This is a genomic window from Cryocola sp. 340MFSha3.1 (genome assembly GCF_000383315.1).
Classification (GTDB): domain Bacteria; phylum Actinomycetota; class Actinomycetes; order Actinomycetales; family Microbacteriaceae; genus Leifsonia.
On the sequence record NZ_KB911087.1, the window covers coordinates 254,295 to 275,870 of the forward strand.

Annotated in this window: 15 protein-coding genes; 6 read left to right on the forward strand and 9 right to left on the reverse strand. The window is 71.0% G+C overall.

Annotated elements, in window-relative coordinates:
- Positions 1-82 precede the first annotated feature (82 nt).
- From H284_RS0101235 to H284_RS0101260, 6 genes are all read right to left on the reverse strand, one after another.
- Entirely contained in the window at positions 83-5,995 is a 5,913-nt protein-coding gene (locus H284_RS0101235) for an Ig-like domain-containing protein (protein WP_020074869.1), read from the reverse strand.
- Positions 5,992-7,443 (reverse strand): serine/threonine-protein kinase, encoded by a 1,452-nt coding sequence (locus H284_RS0101240; protein WP_018190854.1) that lies wholly within the window; start codon positions 7,441-7,443, stop codon positions 5,992-5,994. The genes H284_RS0101235 and H284_RS0101240 overlap by 4 nt, the downstream gene beginning before the upstream one ends.
- Before the next feature lie 110 nt (positions 7,444-7,553).
- A complete protein-coding gene (locus H284_RS0101245; protein ID WP_018190853.1) occupies positions 7,554-8,390 on the reverse strand; it encodes a PP2C family protein-serine/threonine phosphatase in 837 nt (278 codons plus the stop codon).
- Complete coding sequence (locus H284_RS0101250) at positions 8,387-9,595, reverse strand: FHA domain-containing protein (protein WP_020074870.1); 1,209 nt, start codon at positions 9,593-9,595, stop codon at positions 8,387-8,389. The genes H284_RS0101245 and H284_RS0101250 overlap by 4 nt, the downstream gene beginning before the upstream one ends.
- 92 nt (positions 9,596-9,687) lie before the next feature.
- Complete coding sequence (locus H284_RS0101255) at positions 9,688-10,404, reverse strand: cache domain-containing protein (RefSeq protein ID WP_020074871.1); 717 nt, start codon at positions 10,402-10,404, stop codon at positions 9,688-9,690.
- Positions 10,397-11,182: a FadR/GntR family transcriptional regulator gene (locus H284_RS0101260; RefSeq protein ID WP_020074872.1), complete on the reverse strand. Its 786-nt coding sequence runs from the start codon at positions 11,180-11,182 to the stop codon at positions 10,397-10,399. Before H284_RS0101260 ends, H284_RS0101255 begins: the two co-directional genes overlap by 8 nt.
- A 66-nt stretch (positions 11,183-11,248) precedes the next feature.
- Here H284_RS0101260 and H284_RS0101265 point away from each other — a divergent pair, with 66 nt between their 5' ends.
- From H284_RS0101265 to H284_RS0101275, 3 genes are read left to right on the forward strand one after another with little or no spacing between them, the layout of a single operon-like run.
- The gene (locus H284_RS0101265; protein WP_020074873.1) at positions 11,249-12,424 is read left to right on the forward strand and encodes a CaiB/BaiF CoA transferase family protein; all 1,176 of its coding nucleotides are present in this window, start codon (positions 11,249-11,251) and stop codon (positions 12,422-12,424) included.
- A gap of 50 nt (positions 12,425-12,474) precedes the next feature.
- Positions 12,475-13,638 (forward strand): acyl-CoA dehydrogenase family protein, encoded by a 1,164-nt coding sequence (locus H284_RS0101270; RefSeq protein ID WP_020074874.1) that lies wholly within the window; start codon positions 12,475-12,477, stop codon positions 13,636-13,638.
- On the forward strand, positions 13,635-15,047 hold the full coding sequence (locus H284_RS0101275) for an aldehyde dehydrogenase (NADP(+)) (RefSeq protein ID WP_020074875.1): 1,413 nt from the start codon (positions 13,635-13,637) through the stop codon (positions 15,045-15,047). Before H284_RS0101270 ends, H284_RS0101275 begins: the two co-directional genes overlap by 4 nt.
- 85 nt (positions 15,048-15,132) lie before the next feature.
- Here H284_RS0101275 and H284_RS0101280 read toward each other — a convergent pair whose 3' ends face one another.
- Both H284_RS0101280 and H284_RS0101285 read right to left on the reverse strand, forming a co-directional pair.
- Positions 15,133-15,834 carry a trypsin-like serine protease gene (locus tag H284_RS0101280; protein ID WP_231371037.1) on the reverse strand — a complete coding sequence of 234 codons (702 nt, stop codon included), beginning with the start codon at positions 15,832-15,834 and terminating at the stop codon, positions 15,133-15,135.
- 102 nt (positions 15,835-15,936) lie between these two features.
- Entirely contained in the window at positions 15,937-17,403 is a 1,467-nt protein-coding gene (locus H284_RS0101285) for a gamma-aminobutyraldehyde dehydrogenase (protein ID WP_020074877.1), read from the reverse strand.
- An 89-nt stretch (positions 17,404-17,492) separates the two neighbouring features.
- Here H284_RS0101285 and H284_RS0101290 point away from each other — a divergent pair, with 89 nt between their 5' ends.
- The 3 genes from H284_RS0101290 (at position 17,493) to H284_RS0101300 (ending at position 20,851) form a co-directional block, all read left to right on the forward strand.
- Complete coding sequence (locus H284_RS0101290; RefSeq protein ID WP_018190844.1) at positions 17,493-17,975, forward strand: Lrp/AsnC family transcriptional regulator; 483 nt, start codon at positions 17,493-17,495, stop codon at positions 17,973-17,975.
- 2 nt (positions 17,976-17,977) lie between these two features.
- Positions 17,978-19,393, forward strand: coding sequence for an aspartate aminotransferase family protein (locus tag H284_RS0101295; protein ID WP_018190843.1), 1,416 nt, complete (start codon positions 17,978-17,980; stop codon positions 19,391-19,393).
- Positions 19,394-19,462: 69 nt separating this feature from the next.
- The gene (locus H284_RS0101300) at positions 19,463-20,851 is read left to right on the forward strand and encodes an NAD(P)/FAD-dependent oxidoreductase (RefSeq protein WP_020074878.1); all 1,389 of its coding nucleotides are present in this window, start codon (positions 19,463-19,465) and stop codon (positions 20,849-20,851) included.
- 143 nt (positions 20,852-20,994) lie between these two features.
- Here the strand turns inward: H284_RS0101300 and H284_RS0101305 are convergent, their stop codons facing one another.
- Positions 20,995-21,543, reverse strand: coding sequence for a YceI family protein (locus H284_RS0101305; RefSeq protein WP_018190841.1), 549 nt, complete (start codon positions 21,541-21,543; stop codon positions 20,995-20,997).
- Positions 21,544-21,576: the final 33 nt, after the last annotated feature.

Sequence of the window (21,576 nt, forward strand, 5' to 3'; positions counted from 1 at the left end):
TCGGGGCGCGGCCGGTCGGGCCGCTGGGAAGGGGATGCGGGCCGCACGGAGCGGCACATCTCATCAGTATGGCGTCCTGCACTCATTGCAGACTCGATCCCGGGTACGGCTGGCTGTACGTGTCGGACCCGCTGACAACGCGCACGACCAGCGTCGGCGACGGGTCGTTCGCCGGCGCCGTGCAGGACGCGGTCTGCCCGACCGGCGGCATGGGCAGCTGGGTCGTCCCGTCGCAGCTGTAGGTGACGGCGTCGTACTGTCCGGTCGGCCAGCTGGTCCAGGTGAACACGTGGCTGGCGGGGTCGTAGCGGCCACCGCCGATGGCGAGGCTCACCGCGACGCCGAGGTCCTGCGTCGCCGATTGGTCGGAGCAGAGCGGCGCACTGTCCGTGTAGCTCTCGCAGACCCGGGTGATCCTGACGGTGAGCGGCATCCCGTAGTGGTTGCCGCCGGAGCCGGTGAGGACGCCGGACGTGCCCGCGAGCTGGCCCGAGTCCACGACGGTGTTCCCGCTGAGCAGCTGATAGTCGAAGACCGGGTTGGACCCTCCGCCCGCACGGTAGGAGATGGAGACGCCGAAGTCGACGGTGTCGCCGTTCTGCGTGCGTCCGGTGACCGCGATCTGGTTCACGTCGCCGGGCGCCTGGCGCGGAGTCGCACTCACGACGGCGGCGGGTGTGCAGCCCTGGCCGTTGTAGGCGTAGACGATGAAGTTGTAGGTGCGGTTCGGGTTGAGCCCGTCGAAGGTCGTGCTGCCGCCCTGCACGCGGGTGAGGCCGCCGGTGCTGAGCGTCGGCTGGCCGTCCTCGACGCCGTCCACCCGGCAGAAGGTGGGATTGCCGCCCTGGAACACGGCGACGTAGTACGCCGTGATCGCCGTGCCGTTGTCGCCGAAGACGTTCGACCAGCTGAGCGTGGCGCTGGTGCCGTCCGTCGTGCTCGGGGTGGCGACGGGTGCGATGCCCGTCGTGGTCGGCGCCCCCGCAGGCACACCGCTCCCCTGGCTCTGGTTCCAGGTGGTCCTGCCCTGGTAGAAGTCGTTGCGCGAGGCGACCGTGAAGCCGATCGCCGCGCCGTTCGCGATCCCCGGGTCGGTCACGTTGAGCGCGTACCGGGTGCCGACCGGATCGGTGCCCGCCACCTGGATGGCCTTCGTCACGCCGCCCACCGACACAACGTACGACGTGATCGGGCTGGCCCCCGCGGCGTCGGCCGGCTTCGCCCAGGTGACCCGGAGGCCCTGGTCGAGCGGCGTCGACGAGAGGGCGGCAGGAGCGTTCGGCACCACATCCGACCACACCGGTTCGGCATACGTCGTCGGGTCCGAGAGCCCCAGCGCGTTCTTCGCGCGCACGCTGAAGGTGACGGAATTGGACGGCCCGTTGCCCGGTGTGGTGATCGCGCAGGTCGTCGTCGCGCACGGCGTGGTGGACAGCACCGCGCCGGTCGACGCCGACGCCATGGTCACCTCGAAGCCGGTGATCGGCGAGTTGTTGAAGGCACCGGGGATCCAGGTGAGCGTCAGGCTGCGGTCGGCGATCGCGCTGATCTGCACGTTCGACACCGGAGCGGGGCGGTCCTGAACCGAGACCGTCACCGTTCCCCAGACGTACCGGTCCGGGTCGCCGGTCGCGTCGGCGACCTCGTACTGCAGCGTCGTGTCGGCGGCCGCCGCGGTCTGCGAGACCGTGATCTGGAGCTCCGAGTTGTCGGCGCTCGGCGTGATGCTGACGCCGTCCGGCAGCCCGGCGCCGAGGCCGCGCACGGCGACGACGCGCAGCGGCTTGCCCGGGAACGGGTTGGTCGCGCCGTCGTTGGCCAGCACATCCACCGTCGACGTCTGCCCGCGCGGCGCGATCACCCGGTCGGGTTGCGGACTCGCGAGCGGACGCGTCGAAGGCACGACCGAGATGTCGATGCGCCCGGCCTGGCCGGCGTTCACGGCATCCTTCACGCCGATGGAGAGCGACGGCCGCGTGCCCTTCTCGGCGTCCGCCGCCACGGTCACCGTCAGCTTCTGCCCGTTCAACGACGCGGAGACACCGGCGGGTCGTGGATCCTGGATGGAGTACACCAGCTCGCCGACGTCCTTGGCATACGGGTACTTGGTCACCTTGGTCAGGTCGATCGTCTTCGTCTGGCCCGGCTCGAAATCGATGAGCGCCCCGGTGAACACCGGCGGCTGGTTCTCGCGCGGCGTCACCTCGATCGGGAGCACGATCGTCGCGACGTTGCCGTCCGGGTCGGTCGCGCTGGTGCCGTCCGTCACCTGGAACGAGATGGAGGCCGGCCCGAAGTACCGTGGCGACGACGTGAACTGGAGGGTGTCGCTCCCGGCGACGAGGTCGTCCCCGTTGGCGTGGGTGGCACGCACGGTCGCGGCGTCGGTCAGCCGCACCTTCCGGTCGCCGACGGCCACGATGTAGTCGTTCAGGTGGATGGTCAGGGTCTTCTCGCTGACCACCGTCAGCTTGGGCGCACCCCGCTTCAGCTGGGGCAGGGCGTCGTTATAGCCGGGCACTCGCACGAACCCGTAGGCGACGACGGTCTCGTCCTCCGGGTTCGCGACCCGGAACGGCACGATCTGGCTTTTCGCGCCGATCGCGATCCGGATGCGCTTCGACGAGGTGACCTGCGCATCGCTGGTGTAGCCGGGCACCAGCGACAGCTTCAGGCTGGAGACGGGACCGTCGGCGAAGAACACGTTGGCCAGCACGTTCACGTCGACCCGGTCCTTGCCGAGGATGTCGGAGAGGCCGAGGGTGGTGTCGGAGACGACGGGACGAGCGGGAGGCGCGTTCCTGTCGACCGTGAGCCGCAGGAAGGCCTGGCTCGTGCCGCCTCGCTCGTTCTGGATCGTGTAGAGGAAGCCGTAGGCGCCCTCGGCCTGCGGCGCGGTGACGGTGACGACCTCGCCGCTGATCTTCGCCTTCGCCTTGCCGTCGAGCGACGTCACCGCCGTCACGCTCAGCGGGCTGCCGTCGGGGTCGCTGTCGTTGGCGAGCACCTGCACCGACAGGGTCCGGCCCGGCCGGGCCGTCACGTCGTCCTCGACCGCGATGGGGTTGCGCGCGCCCTCGACCCGCGCCGCGATGCCGACCCGGACCGTCCCGGTGGCACGGGCTCCGAGCGCGTCGACCACGGCGTACGTGAAGGTGTCGGTGCCTGCCGCGTAGTCACCGGCCTGGAAATCCATCCAATCGGGCCCGGACGCGATCACGGCGCCCTTCTGCGGGTTCGTCTCCTGGCCGATGAACTGGACGGAGTCGCCGTCGGGGTCGATCCCGGACAGCGGGACGGTGATGCGGACCGTGTCGCCGGCGAGCACGCGGGCGGTGACGGTCTTGGGCACGGGCGGGTTGTTGGTGGCGGCGTCGCGCTCGCGCACCGCGATGGTCACCTCGGCCGTCGCCCACTGGCCGTCGGCGCCGTAGACCTTGTACGCGGCGGTGTAGTTGCCGGGCTTCCCGGGCGCGAGGTATCGGAGGTGGTCGCCGCTGGCGAACAGCAGGCCGGCGCCGCTCGGCAGCGGAGTGGCCAGCGTCGGGTCGAGGGTCAGCTTGTCGCCGTCCGGCTGCACGTCGTTGGCGAGCACGGGGATGTCGACCACGTCGTTCACCCGGACCGAGACGCTGTCGGGAGCGGCGATCGGCGGCTGATGCACTGTCAGCGGCGGGAGCTGGACGACGGTGACCGTGCCGGTCGTGTCGGCCAGGCCGTTGCTGAGCCGGTAGTGGAAGTCGACGGGACCTTCGAGCGGTCGGCTCAGGGTGACGCGGAGGGTGCGCTGCTGCAGCACCTGGACGCGGACGCCGGTCGCGGCGTCCGGCTCCGTCACCCCGGTGACGAGCAGCACGCCGCCGGACGGGTCGATGTCGGTCGCCAGGACGTCGACGTCCTGTGTCGACTGCTCGCGGATGAACGCGGTGTGCGGCACCGCGATCGGTGCGGTCTTGGCTCCGGGCGGCGCCTTCACCTCGACCCGGACGACGCCCGTCGCCGTCACGATGCCGTCGGTGACCGAGTACTCGATGTTGTGCGTCCCGGCCTGGTCGGACTCGAAGCGGAAGGTTCCGCCCTGATAGTCCGGCGTGATCGTCGCGTCCGCCTTGGTCGGGACGGTGCTCAGGCGAACGGTGCCGTTGCCGCCGCGCACGTGGTCGAGCGGCGCGACCGTCACCTCCTGCCCCTGATAGGCCACCACGGCGAAGGGATCGGCGATGATCGGCACCTGGCCGGGGGCGCGCACGGTGACGGCGAGCAGGCCGGCGGCCTCTGCGCGCCCGTCCGAGAGCGTGAGAGCGACATCCTTCACCCCCTCGCCATCGCCGTGGTCGGAGTAGGCGACCTGGCCCTGCGGCGTGAACGTCACGGTGTCCGGAGCGGGGACGGATGCCCCGGCGAGGTAGAAGGAGTCGCCGTCGGGGTCGTAGCAGTCGCCCAGCACCGGAGCCGACACGCGGCCTCCGGACTGCACGACGGCCTTCGCGTTGCGTACGCACACCGGCGGGCTGTTCTCGGCCGAGGTCCGCACCGCGACGGTCACATGAGCGGTCGCCGTCCCGCCGCGGCCGTCCGAGATCGTGTAGTCGAAGGCGATCGTCCCGGTGGCCGTGTCGGGGAGGGAGAGCTGGAGCTGCTGGTCGGCGTTGGTGAGCTCGATCGTGCCCTGGTTCGACGGCACTGCGGTGAACGAGTCGATCGTCAGCACGTCGCCGTTGGGGTCGTAGTCGTTCAGGAGCACCGGCAACGGCGTCACGCGTCCGGGCCGGGCACCGAAGGAGTCGGCGACGGCGACGGGAGGCTGCTCCTGCTTCTCGTACTGCGGAGCGTCATCCTGTTTGGTCTGGTTGACGAGCTCCTGCGTGGTCTTCTTCGACACCAGCTCGTCCCAGTTGTCGATGCGGGCGTTTCCGCTCTGCACCGCCCAGGAGACGCCGGACCGGGCGTCGTTCAGCACGACGCGGTCGCCGTTCACGCGGAAGCCGAGCACGGCGCCGGACGGCACATCCTTCAGCGTCGACCGCTCGCCCGAACCCGACGCGGAGCACGACCGCCAGGCCGTCCCGTCGTTCCAGGCGGCGTAGGTACAGCCGTCGACCGTCACCGGCGCGGCCGGCGCGCCGGACTGCCGGGCGAACGCCCGCGTCGCCGAGCCGCCGTCGAGCGGCACCCGGATCAGTCCGGCGGTGGAGGCGATGAACACGGCGTCCCCATCCGCCGACGGCTGCTGCAGCACCGGATCGTCGCCCTCGGGCAGGAGGGCTGCGAGGCTGACCGTCCGGCCCTCCATCGACAGCGTGCGCGCCGACGGGTCGAGCAGGGCCCAGTGGCCGCCCACCGAGGTGAGCGAGACATCCGCTCCATCGCCCCGCGTGCGCAGAGTCTCGGTCGTCGTGGACGGCTCGGCGCCGTCGAGAGCGACACGCACCAGCGCACGGGTCGACGGCTGGTACGCGAACAGCACGCCGGACGGGTCCATCGCCGACACCGCGCGGCCGCCGAGGTCGATCGTGGCCGCCGAGCCGGAGTTGAAGTCCTCCAGCTGGTCGACGCCGGTCAGCCACAGCTGGCCCGTCGTCTGGGACAGCAGCGCGACGTGGCCGTCGGCCAGCGACACCTGCGGTGCACGCGGCGGGAGCGCGACCGACTTGCCGGCCTCCGCGGTGGCCGGGTCCACGACCGCGACCGTGTTCGCCTCCCGGTCGAGCAGGAGTACGTCGGTGCCGTCCTGGACGACGTCGAGCGCCTCGCCGGTGCCGGCCACCACCGAGTTGAGCTTGTCGATCTCGGTGTTCGCCCGCCCGAGCGACTTCTTGGCGTCGCTCGCGACCCAGACCGAGGCGTCATCGAGTCGCAGGTGCTGCGCGCTGTAGCCGCCCGAGACGACGGCGAGCGTCGTCACCAGAGCGGCCACCGCCGTCCCGCTCACGGCTGTCGCCGCGATGGACTTGTGCGCGGCGAGCCACGAGCCGATGGCGCCGAGGCGGGTCACGTCCCGCCCGTCCCTTCGACGCATTTCTGCCCGCTCGGCGTACCGGTCTTGCCGTCGCGGTTCACCGTGACCGTGACGCAGACGGTCTGACCCGACTTCGCATCCACGCGGAACTCGGTCGCATGCTGGCTGCTGGGCGGCTGGTCATCGACCGTGACCTGGTACGTGTCGCCCTCCTGCAGCCCTGGGTCGGTCCAGGTGAACACGATGGTGCTGCCGGTCACGCGGCCGCTGAGGTCGCGGACGGTCGGGATGTCGTCGCTGGCCCCGGCCCGAACGAGCACGATGGAAGCCGTCACGGCGAGCACGACGACGAGCACGGCGCAGGCGACGAGCGAGAGCACGAGAGCGCGGGAGGTCTTCGACGGGGCGGCCTGCTGCGGCGTCTGCGCGCTTCCGCTCTCGCGGACGACGGTCCGGGTCGGTGCGCGGGTGACCGTCGCCGAGGCAGGGGCCGCTCGGCGGCGACGGCGACGTGCTCCGGGGTCGACGGCCACCACGCCCTTCACGCGGGTGCGGTCCTCCGGGTCGCCGGCCGTCGCCAGGGCCCAGTCGTCCATCGCGACCTCGATGGGCGTCTGCGGCAGCCCGAGCTCGCTCTCCACCGCCTGCAGCTCGCGGATGAACTCCAGCGCGCTCCGCTGTCGTTGGGAGGGGCGGCGAGACATCGCGCGCATCAGCACCTGCTCCAGCCGCGGCGGGACGTCGGCCCGCCCGATCGGGAGCGGCCGGCTCTTGGTGATGCGTTGGATGAGCTCGGCGGACGTGTTCTCCTTGCCCGGCACCTCGAACGGCGAACGCCCGGCGAGCAGCGAGTACAGGGTGGCGCCGAGCGACCAGACCTCGCTCGCGATCGTCCCGCTCGTCTCGTCGAGCAGCACCTCGGGAGCCGACCATGGGATGGAGAGGCCGATCGCCTCGGTGACGTCGGCCTCGCTCAGGGTGGCCGCGATGCCGAAGTCGCTCAGCACCGGGTGACCGTAGGCCGTGCTCAGGATGTTGGACGGCTTGATGTCGCGATGCAGCACTCCCGCCCGGTGGGCGGTCTCGACCGCGCTGGCGATGCGCACGCCGGTGCTCAGCGCCTCCGGCACCGACAGCGGCTCGGTGCGGTACCGCTGGCCGATCGCCGCCGAGCAGAGCTCCATGACCAGGTACGGCCGCCCGTCGGAGGAGACGCTGGCCTGATAGACGGTGAGGATCGAGGGATGCGTGCTCAGCTGCGCCATCAGGTTGGCCTCGGCCTGGAACATCTGCTTGACCTGGCTCGTGACCACCTCGGCGAGCATCACTTTGACCGCCACCTGACGTCGCGGCATGTTCTGCTCGTACAGGAAGACGTCGGCGAAGCCGCCGGAACCCAGCACCCGGACGTAGGAGAAACCGGGGAGGTTCGGCGGCTGGGACGGCAAACGCCGGGCCATCGGCTCCTCCCGTTCGTCGATCACGCCTTCGCCGCTGCGAGGCGTCTGACAATTGTAGGCAGCCGGATACCGCCGCCGACCGGCCCGGACCCGCACTGGGGACAACTCGATTACCCCCAAGTCGGGGGGCAGAATCAGTGGCGGCGAGCGGCCCTGCGGGAGACGCCTTCGCGGTGCGCTCCGGACTCCGGGGTCGCCAGCACGTCGACGACCACGACGGTCACGTTGTCGCGCCCGCCGTTGCCGAGTGCCGCATCCATCAGCTGCTGCGCCGCGTCGAGCGGAGAGGACCCTTCGCCGAGGAAGTAGCGGATGCCGTGCTCGGTGAGCTCCTTCGTCAGGCCGTCCGAGCACACCAGCAGCCGGGAGCCGGCGACGATCGGCAGCAGGAAGTAGTCGGGGACCGGGTCCTCGTTGAATCCGACCGCGCGCGTGATGACGTTGCTGTGCGGGTGCACCTCGGCCTCCGCCGGGGTGATGGCACCGGCATCCAGCAGCTCCTGGACGATCGAGTGGTCGACAGTGAGTTGCTCCAGCGTCCCGTCGCGATAGCTGTAGACGCGGGAGTCGCCGATGTTGAACACCAACCAGTACGGGTTGCCGTCGACCAGGGTGAGGGCGATGCCGGTGACGGTCGTGCCCGTTCCGAGGTCGGTCTGGCCCACGCCGCGGGTCATGTCGTCGACCGCCGAGCGGAGCGCCTCGGTGAGGGCGAGCTCCCCGACGAAGTCGGCCTTCACCTTCTCGGCGAGACGCGTGACAACCGCGGTGCTCGCGAAGTCCCCCGCGGTGTGGCCGCCCATCCCGTCGGCGACGGCGAAGATCGGCGACCGCGCGAGGAGGCTGTCCTCGTTCACGCTCCGGCGATATCCGGTGTCGCTGAGGGCGGCCCAGGAGAGGCTGATGCGGGCGTCGGGATCGCCGGGGACAGCCACGGTGTGGCGTCTGCTGCTGCGACCGATCTGGGTCACTCGCGTCCTTCGTCTCTGCGGGCGGTGATCTCGATGATATTACCGTCGCCGATCTCCACTCTCGCTCCGGCGAGCACGACGGACGACTCCCCCGGCCGCAGCCGCCGCGCGCCGGTGGGACCGGTCACCACCGTCCCGTTCGTGGAGCGGAGGTCGGTGACGACGACCGCGTCCCCCGACTGCTCGATGCGGACGTGGGTCGACGACACCTCCTGGCTGGGCGACGGGACGGTGATGAGGCGCGGCTCCACGCCGGAGTCGACACGCTGCGGGGCCGGCCGTCGACCGATCAGGACGGGCACGTCGAGCGCGATCGTGTCCCCCGACGGCAGGCGGGCAGCGAACGTCGCGCGGGGCGGCGGCAGCACCACCGGCTCCGTCGGCGGAAAGACCTCATCCGTGCGGATCGTCAGCGGCCCAGCGGGCGCGACCGGCGTGTCGCGAGCCGGGGCGATGATGGCCGGGGTCGCGGGTTCGTCGATGTCGACAGCGCCGGGGAGCTCGTGCGGGGCGGGATGCGCGGCGGGCGGCACGATCTCCGAGTCAGCTCCGGCATCCCCCGCGCCCGCGTCGCCGGCATCCCCAGCGCCTCCGGCTCCCCCGAACAGGCTGGAGCTCTGATTGCGGTCACGGATGATCGTCTCTTCCGCGGCCGGTCCCGTCACGGCTGCGGCCGCGACCGGAGCCTCCCGGCTGCGCTCGGCGCGCTCGATCGGCTGCAGCGTCCAGGTCAGGAGCTCGCCGTCGGTCACCCCGACCCGCAGCGGCAGCGACCCGATGGAGAGCCGGGCGACCGGTCCCGTCGGCGCATCGTCGCCCTGCAGAACCAGGCCCGTCACGGTGCGGAACTCGGCCAGCACCCACGGCTGGACGCCTCCCGCCGAGAACCGGCGTGCACCGCCGACGGAGAACACGTCGACGGCGGCCGAGCCGCGCACCACGGCCGTCACGGTGACTTCGCCCGCGGCGTTGGGCTCGGCGATCTCCGCGACGGCGAAGGAGCGGACGCTGTCCGGCCCGGCGAGCGGGAAGGCTCCGACGACGGATTCGATGGTCGCGAGCTCGGAGTCCGCCAGCCAGTACACCGCATCCACGATCTCGTCGGAGGCCGTGCTCTCGACCGCGGCAACGAACCGGCGACCCGCGATGAGCAGCCACCGGGACGGACCGGCCGTCGGCGCATACCGGATGAAGCCGCCAGTCATCGTCGGCTCCTCCTGGTCGTCCGTGTGGTCCCCGGCGGCCGTCGGCCGGCCGGTCGCGCGTTGCGCTGGTCGATGCGAGTGTAGCCCGCCGCTCAGACTCCGGTCGCCACCAGCCGGAACGTCGTCCCCGCGCACTCTTCCGCATCGGGGCCGACGGGGATGACCGTCCCGGCCGGCACAGCCGGATCCGTGGACACCGTCACGCGGCCGTGCTCATTGACGAGCGCCAGCGGCCGGTCGCTCGCGAGCATGGCCGGGAGCAGCTCCCGCTCGAGGCGCTTGACGTACACATCCACACCCACGACGCCGAGCATCCGCCCGTCGTACTCGACCGGCGACGTCACCGTGACGATGTAGTCGCACGCGCACAGGTGGTCGACGTACGGGCCGGTGATGTGCGTCCGGTGGGTCGACTGGGGGACGCTGTACCACTCCAGCGACCGGAAGTCGCGCAGGTAGTCGGAGTACGAGCGCGCGGCGAGGTCGAGCTTCGAGGGCGCCCGCGTCGCGCCGAACACCGGGTTGTCGTCGAGCGGACCGAGCCACCAGCAGAACCGGACGTCGGTGCCGCCGGTCAGTTCGGGCGCGGCGACGAAGCCCGCGCCGATGAGCAGCGGGTCGTCGGCCGCGAGGGCAGGGAGCACCAGCGCGGCGACCCGGTCGTCGAGCGAGGTCGCCCCGGCCGGCTCGTCGGCGAGGATCGCCTCGCGCCAGCCGCCGAGGGTGTCGTGGATGCGTGAGAAGAGCTCCGAGACCCGGACTGCCGCGGTCGGGGCCGTCGACACGCCCGCTGTCGTCGCCTCAGCCATCGATCGTCCCTCCGCGCTCGATCCGCGCCTTCGCCGAGAGCAGCCACCGGGCCACCTCATCCAGCAGTCCGCTCACCCGGGCACGAGCGGTCGCGGCGTCGCGCGCGGCGATCGCCTCGGTGACCTCCCGAGCGGCGGATGCGGTCGCCGTACGCAGCGCCGGGTCGCGCATCCCGAGCCACAGCAGCGGACCGAACTCCGCCTGCAGCCGTAGCTGCTCCCGCACCAGTCGTGCGGACTGGCTGAGCACGGCGAGCTCGAGCAGGAACCCGCCGGCATTGCGCCGCGCCTCGGCGGGCGCGGAGAAGTCCGCGGCCGCGACCCAGGAGCGCAGCCGGTCGTCGTCGGCGGGCGTCGAACGCTCGGCGGCGCGGTCGGCGCACCCGGCGGCGATCGTCGTCACGTAGACCGCGAGGTCGCTGAGCTCGACCTGCGAGAGCCCGCGCAGCCGCGCAGAGAGAAGGGTGTCGTCGGCTTCACCGGGATGCACGACGAAGCTGCCGCCGTCGCGCCCGCGCCGCGTCTCGACGAGCCCGGCCTGCCGGAGCATCCCGAGCCCCTCCCGCGCCGTCACGAGCGCGACACCGAAACGGCGGGCGAGCTCGGCCTCGCTGGGGAGGCGCTCGCCGGCCCCCAGCACCCCGAGCACGATCGCATCCGTCAGCCGCCGGGCTACCTGCTCCGCCCGTCCCGCGTCGTCGAGCTGGGCGAACACAGCATCGCGTGCGCCCGGCGCCGCGCGGCCGGTCCGTGCTGCTTCGCGCGTGGAGGTGGTCACCCGTCCACGATAACGCGATCGAATCATTCGCTATAGGATGAATTCGTGTCGAGCGAAGGAGCGAGCATGGCCGACGACCGCGGCCCCACCCCCGAGAAGCCGGAGGCGGGTGTGCTGAGCGGGGTCCGCGTGGCCGACTTCTCGCGCGTGCTCGCCGGGCCGTACGCCACCATGATGCTGGCCGACTTCGGCGCCGACGTGATCAAGATCGAGAGCCCCACCGGCGACGACACCCGCGCCTGGCGTCCTCCGGTGGACGACGCGGGCGAGTCCACCTACTTCGGTTCGGTCAACCGAAACAAGCGCTCGGTCGTCTGCGACCTCTCCACCCCCGACGGGCTCGCGACGGCCCGTCGCCTGGCGAGCACGGCCGACGTGGTGATCGAGAACTTCCGGCCGGGCGTCATGGAGCGCTTCGGCCTCGACGAGCAGACCCTTCGAGAGACGAACCCGCGGCTGGTGTTCTGCTCGATCACCGGCTTCGGCCGCGATGCCGGAGCGGCGCTCCCCGGCTACGACCTGCTCGTGCAGGCGGTCGGCGGCCTGATGAGCATCACCGGCGCGCCCGACGGCGAACCGAGCAAGGTCGGCGTCGCCCTGGTGGATGTGCTGACCGGCCTCAACGCGTTCTCCGGCATCCTGCTCGCCCTCCGCCAGCGCGACGCGACCGGACGCGGCTCCCGGGTGGATGTGGACCTGCTCGGGTCGCTCCTGGCCGCCCTCACCAACCAGGCGTCCGGCACGCTCGCGACCGGACGCTCCCCCGCCCGCCTCGGCAACGCGCACCCGAGCATCGCGCCGTACGAGCTGTTCCGGGCGGCGGACCGCGAGCTCGTCGTCGCCGTGGGCAACGACCGCCAGTTCGCCGCCTTCGCCGACGTTCTCGACCGTCCCGGACTCGCCGACGACGAGCGCTTCGCCACCAACGAGGCGCGTGTGCGCGACCGCGACGCGCTGCGAGGCATCCTCGAACCGCTGCTGACCTCACGGACCGCCGCCGACTGGGTGGATGCGCTCACCCGTGCCCGCGTCCCGGCAGGGCTCGTGAACGACATCGGCGAGGCGTTCGCGTTCGCCGAGTCGCTCGGGCTGGAGCCGGTCGTGACGAGCGTCGACCCGGAGACCGGGCGCACCTCCCGCCAGCCGGCGACGCCCATCCGGTTGGACACGGCCTCGGCCGCCCACCGCACCCCGCCCCCGCTGCTCGGCGCGCACGAGGCGCGCTGGACGGATGAGCGCTAGCGGCCGCACGACCACCACCCCCACCTGTATCACCCGCGAAAGGACCGATCGTGACGACGACCCTCGACGACGCGTTCAGCATCGACCACCTGCTCACCGACGAGGAGCGCGGCTGGCGCGACCGTGCGCGCGCGTTCGCGACCGAGCGCATCCGTCCGGTCATCGAGCAGGACTTCGAGGACAAGCACTTCCGCCGCGAGCTGGTGGCGGAGCTCGGCGCACTCGGCGTGCTCGGCATGCACCTGAAGGACGAGGGATGCGCGGGCGCCGGCGCCGTCAGCTACGGTCTGGTCTGCCATGAGTTGGAGGCCGCCGACAGCGGCTGGCGCACGTTCGTCTCCGTGCAGGGCTCCCTGGCGATGAGTGCGATCTCGAAGTTCGGCTCCGACGAGCAGAAGGCAGAATGGCTGCCGCCGATGGCCCGGGGCGAACGGATCGGCTGCTTCGCGCTGACCGAGCCGGAGGGCGGGAGCGACCCGGCCGCCATGCGCACGACGGCCCGCCGCGACGGCGACGACTGGGTGCTCGCCGGCGTCAAGCGCTGGATCGGGCTGGCCGCCCTCGCCGATGTCGCCGTCGTCTGGGCGGCCACCGACGAGGGTGTCCGCGGCTTCCTGGTGCCGACGTCGACGCCCGGGTTCTCCGCGACCGCGATCGACGGAAAGCTCTCGATGCGCGCCTCGGTGCAGTGCGATGTGGTGCTGGAGGAGGTCCGCCTCCCCGCTTCGGCGCTCCTCCCCGGAGCACGCGGTCTCTCGGGCCCCTTCTCGTGCCTCAACGAGGCGCGCTACGGCATCGTGTGGGGTGCGATGGGCGCCGCCCGCGACTGCCTGGAGGTCTCGATCGAGCGCGCGACGACGCGCGAGGTGTTCGGTCGCCCGATCGGCGCGACGCAGCTCATCCAGGAGAAGCTGGCGAACATGCTGGTCGAGTACGAGAAGGGGATGCTGCTGGCGCTGCACCTGGGCCGGCTGAAGGAGTCGGGGCGGCTCACCCCGACGCAGATCAGCGTCGGCAAGCTGAACAGCGTGCGCGAGGCGCTGACGATCGCCCGCGAGGCGCGCACCATCCTGGGCGGCGACGGCATCACGAACGCCTTCCCGGTCATGCGTCACATGGCCAACCTGGAGTCGGTGCGCACCTACGAGGGCACGGACGAGATCCACACGCTCGTGCTCGGCCGGGCGCTGACCGGGCTGGCGGCGTTCGCATGAGCGGAATCGCCGGCGTGTCCGCGACCGCCGTGGCGGATGCCGCGATCGCGGCCGCCCGTGCCGCCTCCACCCCCACGACCCGGGAGGCGCGCGCCGGCTGGCTGGAGGCCATGGCCGCCGCCCTCGACGACGACCGGGCGGAGCTCGTCCGCCTCGGCAACGAGGAGACACACCTCTCTGTCGCACGGCTCGACGGAGAGGTCACGCGCACCGCCGCGCAGCTGCGGTTCTTCGCGGGGGTGATCCGTGAGGGCGGGTACCTCGAGGCGGTGGTCGAATCGCCCGACCCGTCGCTCATCCCGCCGCGTCCGGACCTCCGCCGCATCCTGCGCCCGCTGGGCCCGATCGCGGTGTACGCGGCGTCGAACTTCCCGTTCGCGTTCTCGGTGCTCGGCAACGACACCGCGTCAGCGCTGGCCGCCGGCTGCCCGGTGATCGTCAAGGCGCACCCCGGCCACCCCCTGCTCTCCCGCCGGACGGCTGCTCTCGCCACGCGCATCCTCCCGCCCGGCTGGTTCGCGCTCGTCGAGGGGATGGACGCGGGCACCGAACTGGTCCGCCACCCGCTCGTCCGCGCGGCCGGGTTCACCGGCTCGACCCGCGGCGGCCGGGCCCTGTACGACCTGGCCGTCTCGCGCCCCGACCCCATTCCCTTTTACGGGGAGCTCGGCAGCATTAACCCGGTCGTCGTGACCCGGACCGCCGCCGCGGAGCGCGCAGACGCGATCGGAACAGGCCTGGTCTCCTCCTTCACCCGTGACGCGGGTCAGTACTGCACCAAGCCGGGACTCGTCTTCGTGCCGTCCGGCGGCGGCGTCGAGGACGCCGTGCGGAACGCGCTCGGCGACGCGCCGTCGAGCCGTCAGCTGACCGACGGGATGTCGGCTGCCTTCGCCGACGGCGTCGCCGCATTCTCTGCGCGTCCGTCGGTCGAGGTGCTGCGCGGGAATGCTGCCGACGGCGCGTCCGCACCGACCGTCGTGCTCGTGGACGCCGACACCTTCCTGGCCGACCCCGCACCATTCCTCGCGGAGTGCTTCGGACCGGTCACCGTGCTGGTCCGCTACGACGACCCCCAGCAGCCGGCGCTGGTCGCGGCGCTGGAGCCGTCCCTCACCGCGACCATCCACCGCGGAACGGAGGAGGACGTCACCGCACTGGCCGCCGCTCTCTCCGCCGTCGCCGGACGCCTCCTGTTCGACGGCTGGCCGACCGGTGTCGCCATCGGCTGGGCGCAGCACCACGGCGGTGGCTGGCCGTCGACCACCGCGACCATCCACACCTCGGTGGGCGCGACGGCCCTCCGCCGCTGGCTGACTCCGATCGCCTACCAGGACGCCCCGCAGCTTGTGCTCCCGCCCGAACTGCGCGACGGCAACCCCCTCCGCATCCCGCGCCGAGACTCCTGACCCGCCGCCCACGCCAACAGCTCCGGACTTTTTCCGCCCGACACGCCGCGGCGGGGGCGAAAAACTCAGGAGCTGTTGGCGGGGGTCAGGAGGTGGCGCCTCCGGTGACCGACGCGATCCACTGGCGGGTCGCGGGATACCAGACGTTGTAGCTGCGCGATCGTGTGGTCGGTCCGCAGGTCTGCGGGGTGATCCCCCAGGCGACGCCGACCAGGCGGTCTCCGGCCGGCGTCTCGATGATGTCGGGGCTCCCGGAGTCCCCGTAGCAGTTCCCCTCCGTGCCGGTGGCTCCCTTCGCCGTGAACTCCCAGTACGGGCTCGCCCAGTCGATTCTGAAGCGGCCCTCCGTGAGGCGCTCGCCGCTCCCCTCACCTGCGCCCACGCTGATATAGCTGTCGCCCGCCACGAGCGGTGCGTCGGCCAGGGGAACGGTCGCGATACCCGGCGTCGCCGGCACGCGGATCAGCGCCATGTCGACGGTCGGATGCCAGTACGCCTGGATACCGTGGAGGGTGACCGGACGACCCTCGCCGGCCCTGGTCCATCCCGCCGTCACGACGACGTCGCGAGCGTCCCCCTGTGCGACGCAGTGGCCGGCCGTGATCGCCCACTCCGTGCCGATGATCGCGCCGCCGCACACGCCGGCAGGCCCGGACACGGTCGCGAAGTAGGGACGCTCGCCGACCGCAACCGGCGTCCCGCCGATCAGGGCGCCCGCGGGCGCGGACGGCGCGAGAGCCACGACGAGGGCGCCGGCGACAGCCGCCGCCACGGCAGCCGCACGCACGCACCGGCGCACACGGGAGCGAGAGGACAGGGTGCTGGAGTTACGAGAGAGAATCACCCGGGGAGTCTAGAGAGCACGCGCGTTGTGATAACGCGCTCTGACCTAAATTCCGATGTACGACATGACGTGCTTGATGCGCGTGTAGTCCTCGAAGCCGTACGCCGACAGGTCCTTCCCGTAGCCGGAGTGCTTGAACCCGCCGTGCGGCATCTCCGCAACGATCGGGATGTGCGTGTTGATCCACACGCAGCCGAAGTCGAGCCCCTTGGCGAACCGCATCGCCCGGCCGTGGTCCTTCGTCCAGACCGACGACGCCAGCCCGTACTTCACGCCGTTCGCGTTCGCCAGCGCCTCCGCCTCGTCGGTGAACCGCTGCACCGTCTGCACCGGGCCGAAGATCTCGTTCTGGACGGCCTCGTCGTCCTGCCGGAGCCCGGACACGATCGTCGCCTCCCAGAAGTAGCCGCGGTCGCCCTGGCGGTTGCCGCCCAGCTCGACGCGGGCATGGCTGGGCAGCCGGTCGACGAATCCCGACACCTGCGCCAGCTGGTTGGCGTTGTTCAGCGGACCGTAGAGGATGCCGTCATCCCGCGGAGCGCCGGTGCGCGCGTTCTCGCGGGCGTACTGCGCGAGGGCCGCGACGAACTCGTCGTGGATGCCGTCCTGCACGAGCAGGCGGGTCGCCGCCGTGCAGTCCTGACCGGCGTTGAAGTATCCGGCCGCGACGATTCCGGCGACCGCCTTCTCGATGTCGGCGTCGTCGAACACGATCACGGGCGCCTTGCCGCCGAGCTCGAGGTGCACCCGCTTGAGGTCGAAGGAGGCCGCACGCGCCACCTCCATGCCGGCCCGCACCGATCCGGTGATCGAGATCAGCTGCGGGATGGGGTGCGCGGTCATCGCCGCGCCGGTCGTCCGATCGCCGAGCACGACGTTGAGCACGCCCGCCGGCAGGAACTCGGCGGCGACCTCCGCGAGCAGCAGCGTCGACAGCGGGGTCGTGTCCGACGGCTTCAGCACCGTGGTGTTGCCCGCGGCCAGAGCCGGGGCGAACTTCCACACCGCCATGTTCAGCGGGTAGTTCCAGGGCGTCACCTGACCCACGACGCCGATCGGCTCGCGCCGGATGAACGAGGTGTGCTCGGGCATGTACTCCCCCGCCGACCGCCCCTCCAGGTTGCGGGCGGCCCCGGCGAAGAAGCGGATCTGGTCCACCGACAGCAGGATCTCGTCCTCCACCAGCGTGGCGCGCGGCTTGCCGGTGTCCTGCGACTCGGCGTCCGCGAACTCCTCGGCCCGCGCCTCCATCGCGTCGGCGATCCGGAACAGCGCGAGCTGGCGTTCGGCCGGCGTGGTCTGCCCCCACGTCTGGAAGGCGCGCTCGGCGGCGGCGTACGCGTCCGCGACGTCCGCCTCGGTGGAGACGGGCGCGGTGGCGTAGACCTCCTCGGTCGCCGGGTCGATCAGCGGGATGCTGCCCGTGCCGCGCGCTTCAACGGAGCGGCCGTCGACGAAGTTCCGGAGTTCGCGTGCTGAGGAGTCGGGAGCAAAGCCTTCACGAGCAGTCATGGCGGTTAGCCTACTGATTTCGTCAGCGAAACGGTCAAATTCGTGCGGAATCGCTTGCCAGACATCCAATCCACTGACAGAATCGCTCCATGAGTACCCCTCGGGCAGCGAACGGCCAGAAGGCTGCGGTCATCGACGACGTCTCCAAGGCGATCATCGAGCAACTGCAGGCGGACGGCCGCAAGTCGTACGCGGAGATCGGCAAGGCCGTCGGTCTCAGCGAGGCGGCGGTGCGCCAGCGCGTGCAGAAGCTGACCGAGTCGGGCGTGATGCAGATCGTGGCCGTGACCGACCCCATGCAGCTCGGCTTCTACCGTCAGGCGATGATCGGCGTGCGCTGCACGGGCGACACGCGTGCGGTGGCCGACAAGCTGGCAGCCATGCCGGCGGTGGACTACGTGGTGCTGACTGCCGGCACCTTCGACATCCTCGCCGAAGTGGTGTGCGAGAACGACCTCGACCTCATCACGATGCTCAACTCCGAGATCCGGACGCTGGAGGGCGTGCTCTCCACCGAGACGTTCGTGTATCTGAAACTCCACAAACAGTTCTACAACTGGGGAACGCGATAACCATGACGACAACCGTAGAAACGTTCGGCGAGCCGATCGCGGCCGAGGAGGCGGCGCTGCAGGCGAAGGCGCGCGACCACCTCTGGATGCACTTCGCCCGCCAGTCGGTGATGGAAGAGGGCCACGGCGTCCCCATCATCACGCGCGGCGAAGGCCACCACATCTGGGACTCGCACGGCAAGCAGTACATCGACGGGCTCTCCGGACTGTTCGTGGTGAACGCGGGCCACGGCCGCAAGCGTCTCGCCGAGACGGCGGCGAAGCAGGCCGAGCAGCTGGCGTTCTTCCCGATCTGGTCGTACGCCCACCCGAACGCGATCGAGCTGGCCGACCGGCTGGCCTCCTACGCGCCCGGCGACCTCAACCGCGTCTTCTTCTCCACCGGCGGCGGTGAGGCGGTCGAGACCGCCTTCAAGCTGGCCAAGTACTACTGGAAGCTGCAGGGCAAGCCGACCAAGCACAAGGTGCTGTCGCGCGCCGTCGCCTACCACGGCACCCCGCAGGGCGCCCTGGCGATCACCGGCATCCCGGCCATGAAGGAGATGTTCGAGCCGCTCACCCCCGGCGGGTTCCGCGTCCCGAACACCAACTTCTACCGTGCGGGCGAGATGGGCGCGCCGACCGACGACATCGAGGCCTTCGGCGTCTGGGCGGCGAACCGCATCGAGGAGATGATCCAGTTCGAGGGTCCCGACACCGTCGCGGCGATCTTCCTCGAGCCGGTGCAGAACTCGGGTGGATGCTTCCCGCCGCCTCCCGGGTACTTCCAGCGCGTCCGTGAGATCTGCGACAAGTACGACGTCCTCATGGTCAGCGACGAGGTCATCTGCGCGTTCGGCCGTATCGGCCACATGTTTGCCTGCGATGAGTACGGCTACGTCCCGGACATGATCACCTGCGCGAAGGGCATGACCAGCGGGTACTCCCCCATCGGCGCCACGATCATCAGCGACCGCATCTACGAGCCCTTCAAGCACGGCAACACGTCGTTCTACCACGGCTACACGTTCGGCGGTCACCCGGTCTCGGCCGCGGTGGCGCTGGAGAACCTCGACATCTTCGAGGAGGAGCAGCTCAACGAGCGCGTCCGCGAGAACTCCCCGCTGTTCCGCGCCGAGCTCGAGAAGCTCCTCGACCTGCCGATCGTCGGCGATGTCCGGGGCGCCGGCTACTTCTTCGGCATCGAGCTGGTGAAGGACAAGAACACCAAGGAGACCTTCAACGACGACGAGTCGGAGCGTCTGCTCCGCGGGTTCCTGTCGAAGGCCCTGTTCGACGCCGGCCTGTACTGCCGCGCCGACGACCGTGGAGACCCCGTGGTGCAGCTCGCCCCGCCGCTCACCATCGGCCCGAGCGAGTTCGTCGAGATCCGCCAGATCCTGGAATCGGTGCTGACGGAGGCCTCGAACCACCTGTAAGACCCCCAAAGGACGAATCCGGGACTGCTCACGCGGTCCCGGATTCGCGCCTTAACGAGAAGGAGCGCAATGGACTACCGCACGGTCGGCTTCTGGTTCGACTCCATCGCCGCCGACGAGGACGGCTTCCGCCCCCGGCCCGGCCTCGACGCCGATGCCGATGTGGACGTCGCCATTGTCGGCGCCGGTCTCACCGGCCTCTGGACCGCCTACTACCTGCAGGAGCGCGACCCGTCTCTGCGCATCCTGCTGCTGGAGAAGGAGGTCGCCGGTTTCGGTGCGTCCGGCCGCAACGGCGGCTGGTGCTCCTCCCTCTTCCCGTGGTCCGCCTCGAAGCTCGACGCACGGTACGGCCGGGATGCGGCCGTGGGCATGCGCCAGGCGATGGTCGACACCGTCGACGAGGTGGGCCGGGTCGCCGAGACCGAAGGCATCGATATCGACTTCGCGCGCGGCGGCACCGTGACGTTCGCCCGATCGACGCCGCAGGTCGCGGCCGCGCGCGCCGAGTTCGAGGAGTCGGAGCGCTACGGCGTCGACCGCGTGGCGCTGTGGGGCACCGAGACGGTCCGGTCGCGGTTCGGGGTGCGGGATGCGCTGGCCGCGACGTACACGCCGGCGTGCGCGCGCATCCACCCGGCCAAGCTCGTGCGCGGTCTCGCCCGGGTCGTCGAACGCCGCGGAGCGACCATCGCGGAGGGCACCGAGGTGCTGTCGTGGGACGCCGGGACGGTGCAGGTGCGCTCCGGCGGTTCCGCGCGCACGGTCCGAGCGGGCACCGTGGTGAACGCGACCGAGGGATACGGCTCGCAGCTTCCGCAGGTGGGCCGCCGCATCCTCCCGCTCTACTCGCTGATGATCGCCACCGAGCCGCTGCCCGACGCCACGTGGGAGCGCATCGGCATCGAACACGGGCAGACGTTTACCGACTTCCGGAACCTCATCGTCTACGGGCAGCGGACCGCCGACAACCGGTTCGCGTTCGGGGGCCGCGGCGCGCGGTACCACCTGGGGAGCGCCATCCGGCCGGGATACGACCGGTCGCTGCGCGTGCGCGACCACCTCATCCACACGCTCCACGACCTCTTCCCGGACGCCGCGGGCGCCAGGATCACGCACCACTGGGGCGGGCCGCTCGGCGTTCCGCGCGACTGGCACGCGAGCGTCGGCTACGACCGCGATGCACGCGAGGCCTGGGCCGGCGGTTACGTCGGAGACGGGCTGAGCACCACGAACCTGGCCGGACGTACGCTCGCGGACCTGCTCACCGGATCCCGCACCGACCTGACCATGCTGCCGTGGGTCGGGCACCGCTCACCGCGGTGGGAGCCCGAGCCGCTCCGGTTCGCCGGGGCCAACGCGGGCCTGGTCGCGATGGAGTCCGCCGACGTGGAGGAGTCGGTCACCGGTCGCGGCTCCGTCATCGCGCGCACCCTCTCCCCCCTCATCGGCCACTGACGCGCCCCCTCTCAAACGCCTCCGCCCACCGTCGAGTCCGCAAACTTTGCACGCACGCGTGGCGTGTCGTGTGCAAAAGGTGCGTACTCGACGGTGGGCGGAGGGGCGCTGGGGGCGGGGCGCAGGGCGCGAGGCGCAGGGGGTCAGGAGGCGAGGACGGCCTGGAGCTCGAGGGTGATGGTGACCTCGTCGCCGAGCAGCATGCCGCCGGTCTCGAGCGCGGCGTTGTAGGTGAGGCCGAAGTCCTCACGGTTGATCTTGGTCTTCGCGGTCGCGCCGGCCTTGTAGTTGCCGTACGGGTCCTGGCCGAAGCCGCCGAAGTCGAACTCGAAGGTGACGGGCTTGGTGATGCCCTTGATGGTGAGGTCGCCGTCGACGAGGAACTCGCCGTTCTCGTGGCGCACGCCGGTCGAGACGAAGTCGATCGTCGGGTGCTCCTCGGCGAGGAAGAAGTCGCCGGTGCGGAGGTGCGCGTCGCGGTTCTTGTCCTTGGTGTTGATGGAGGCGACGTCGGCCTTCGCGGTGACCTTCGACTCGAGCGGGTTCTCGGCGGTCACGAAGGTGGCGTCGAAGTTCTCGAAGACGCCCTTCACCTTGCTGATCATCAGGTGACGGATGCTGAAGCCGACCTCGCTGTGGGCGGGGTCGATGGTCCAGGTGCCAGCCTTGTAGCCGGGGATCTCGATAGTCACGGTGTCTCCTAGAAGTCGCGCGCCGGGCGGCCC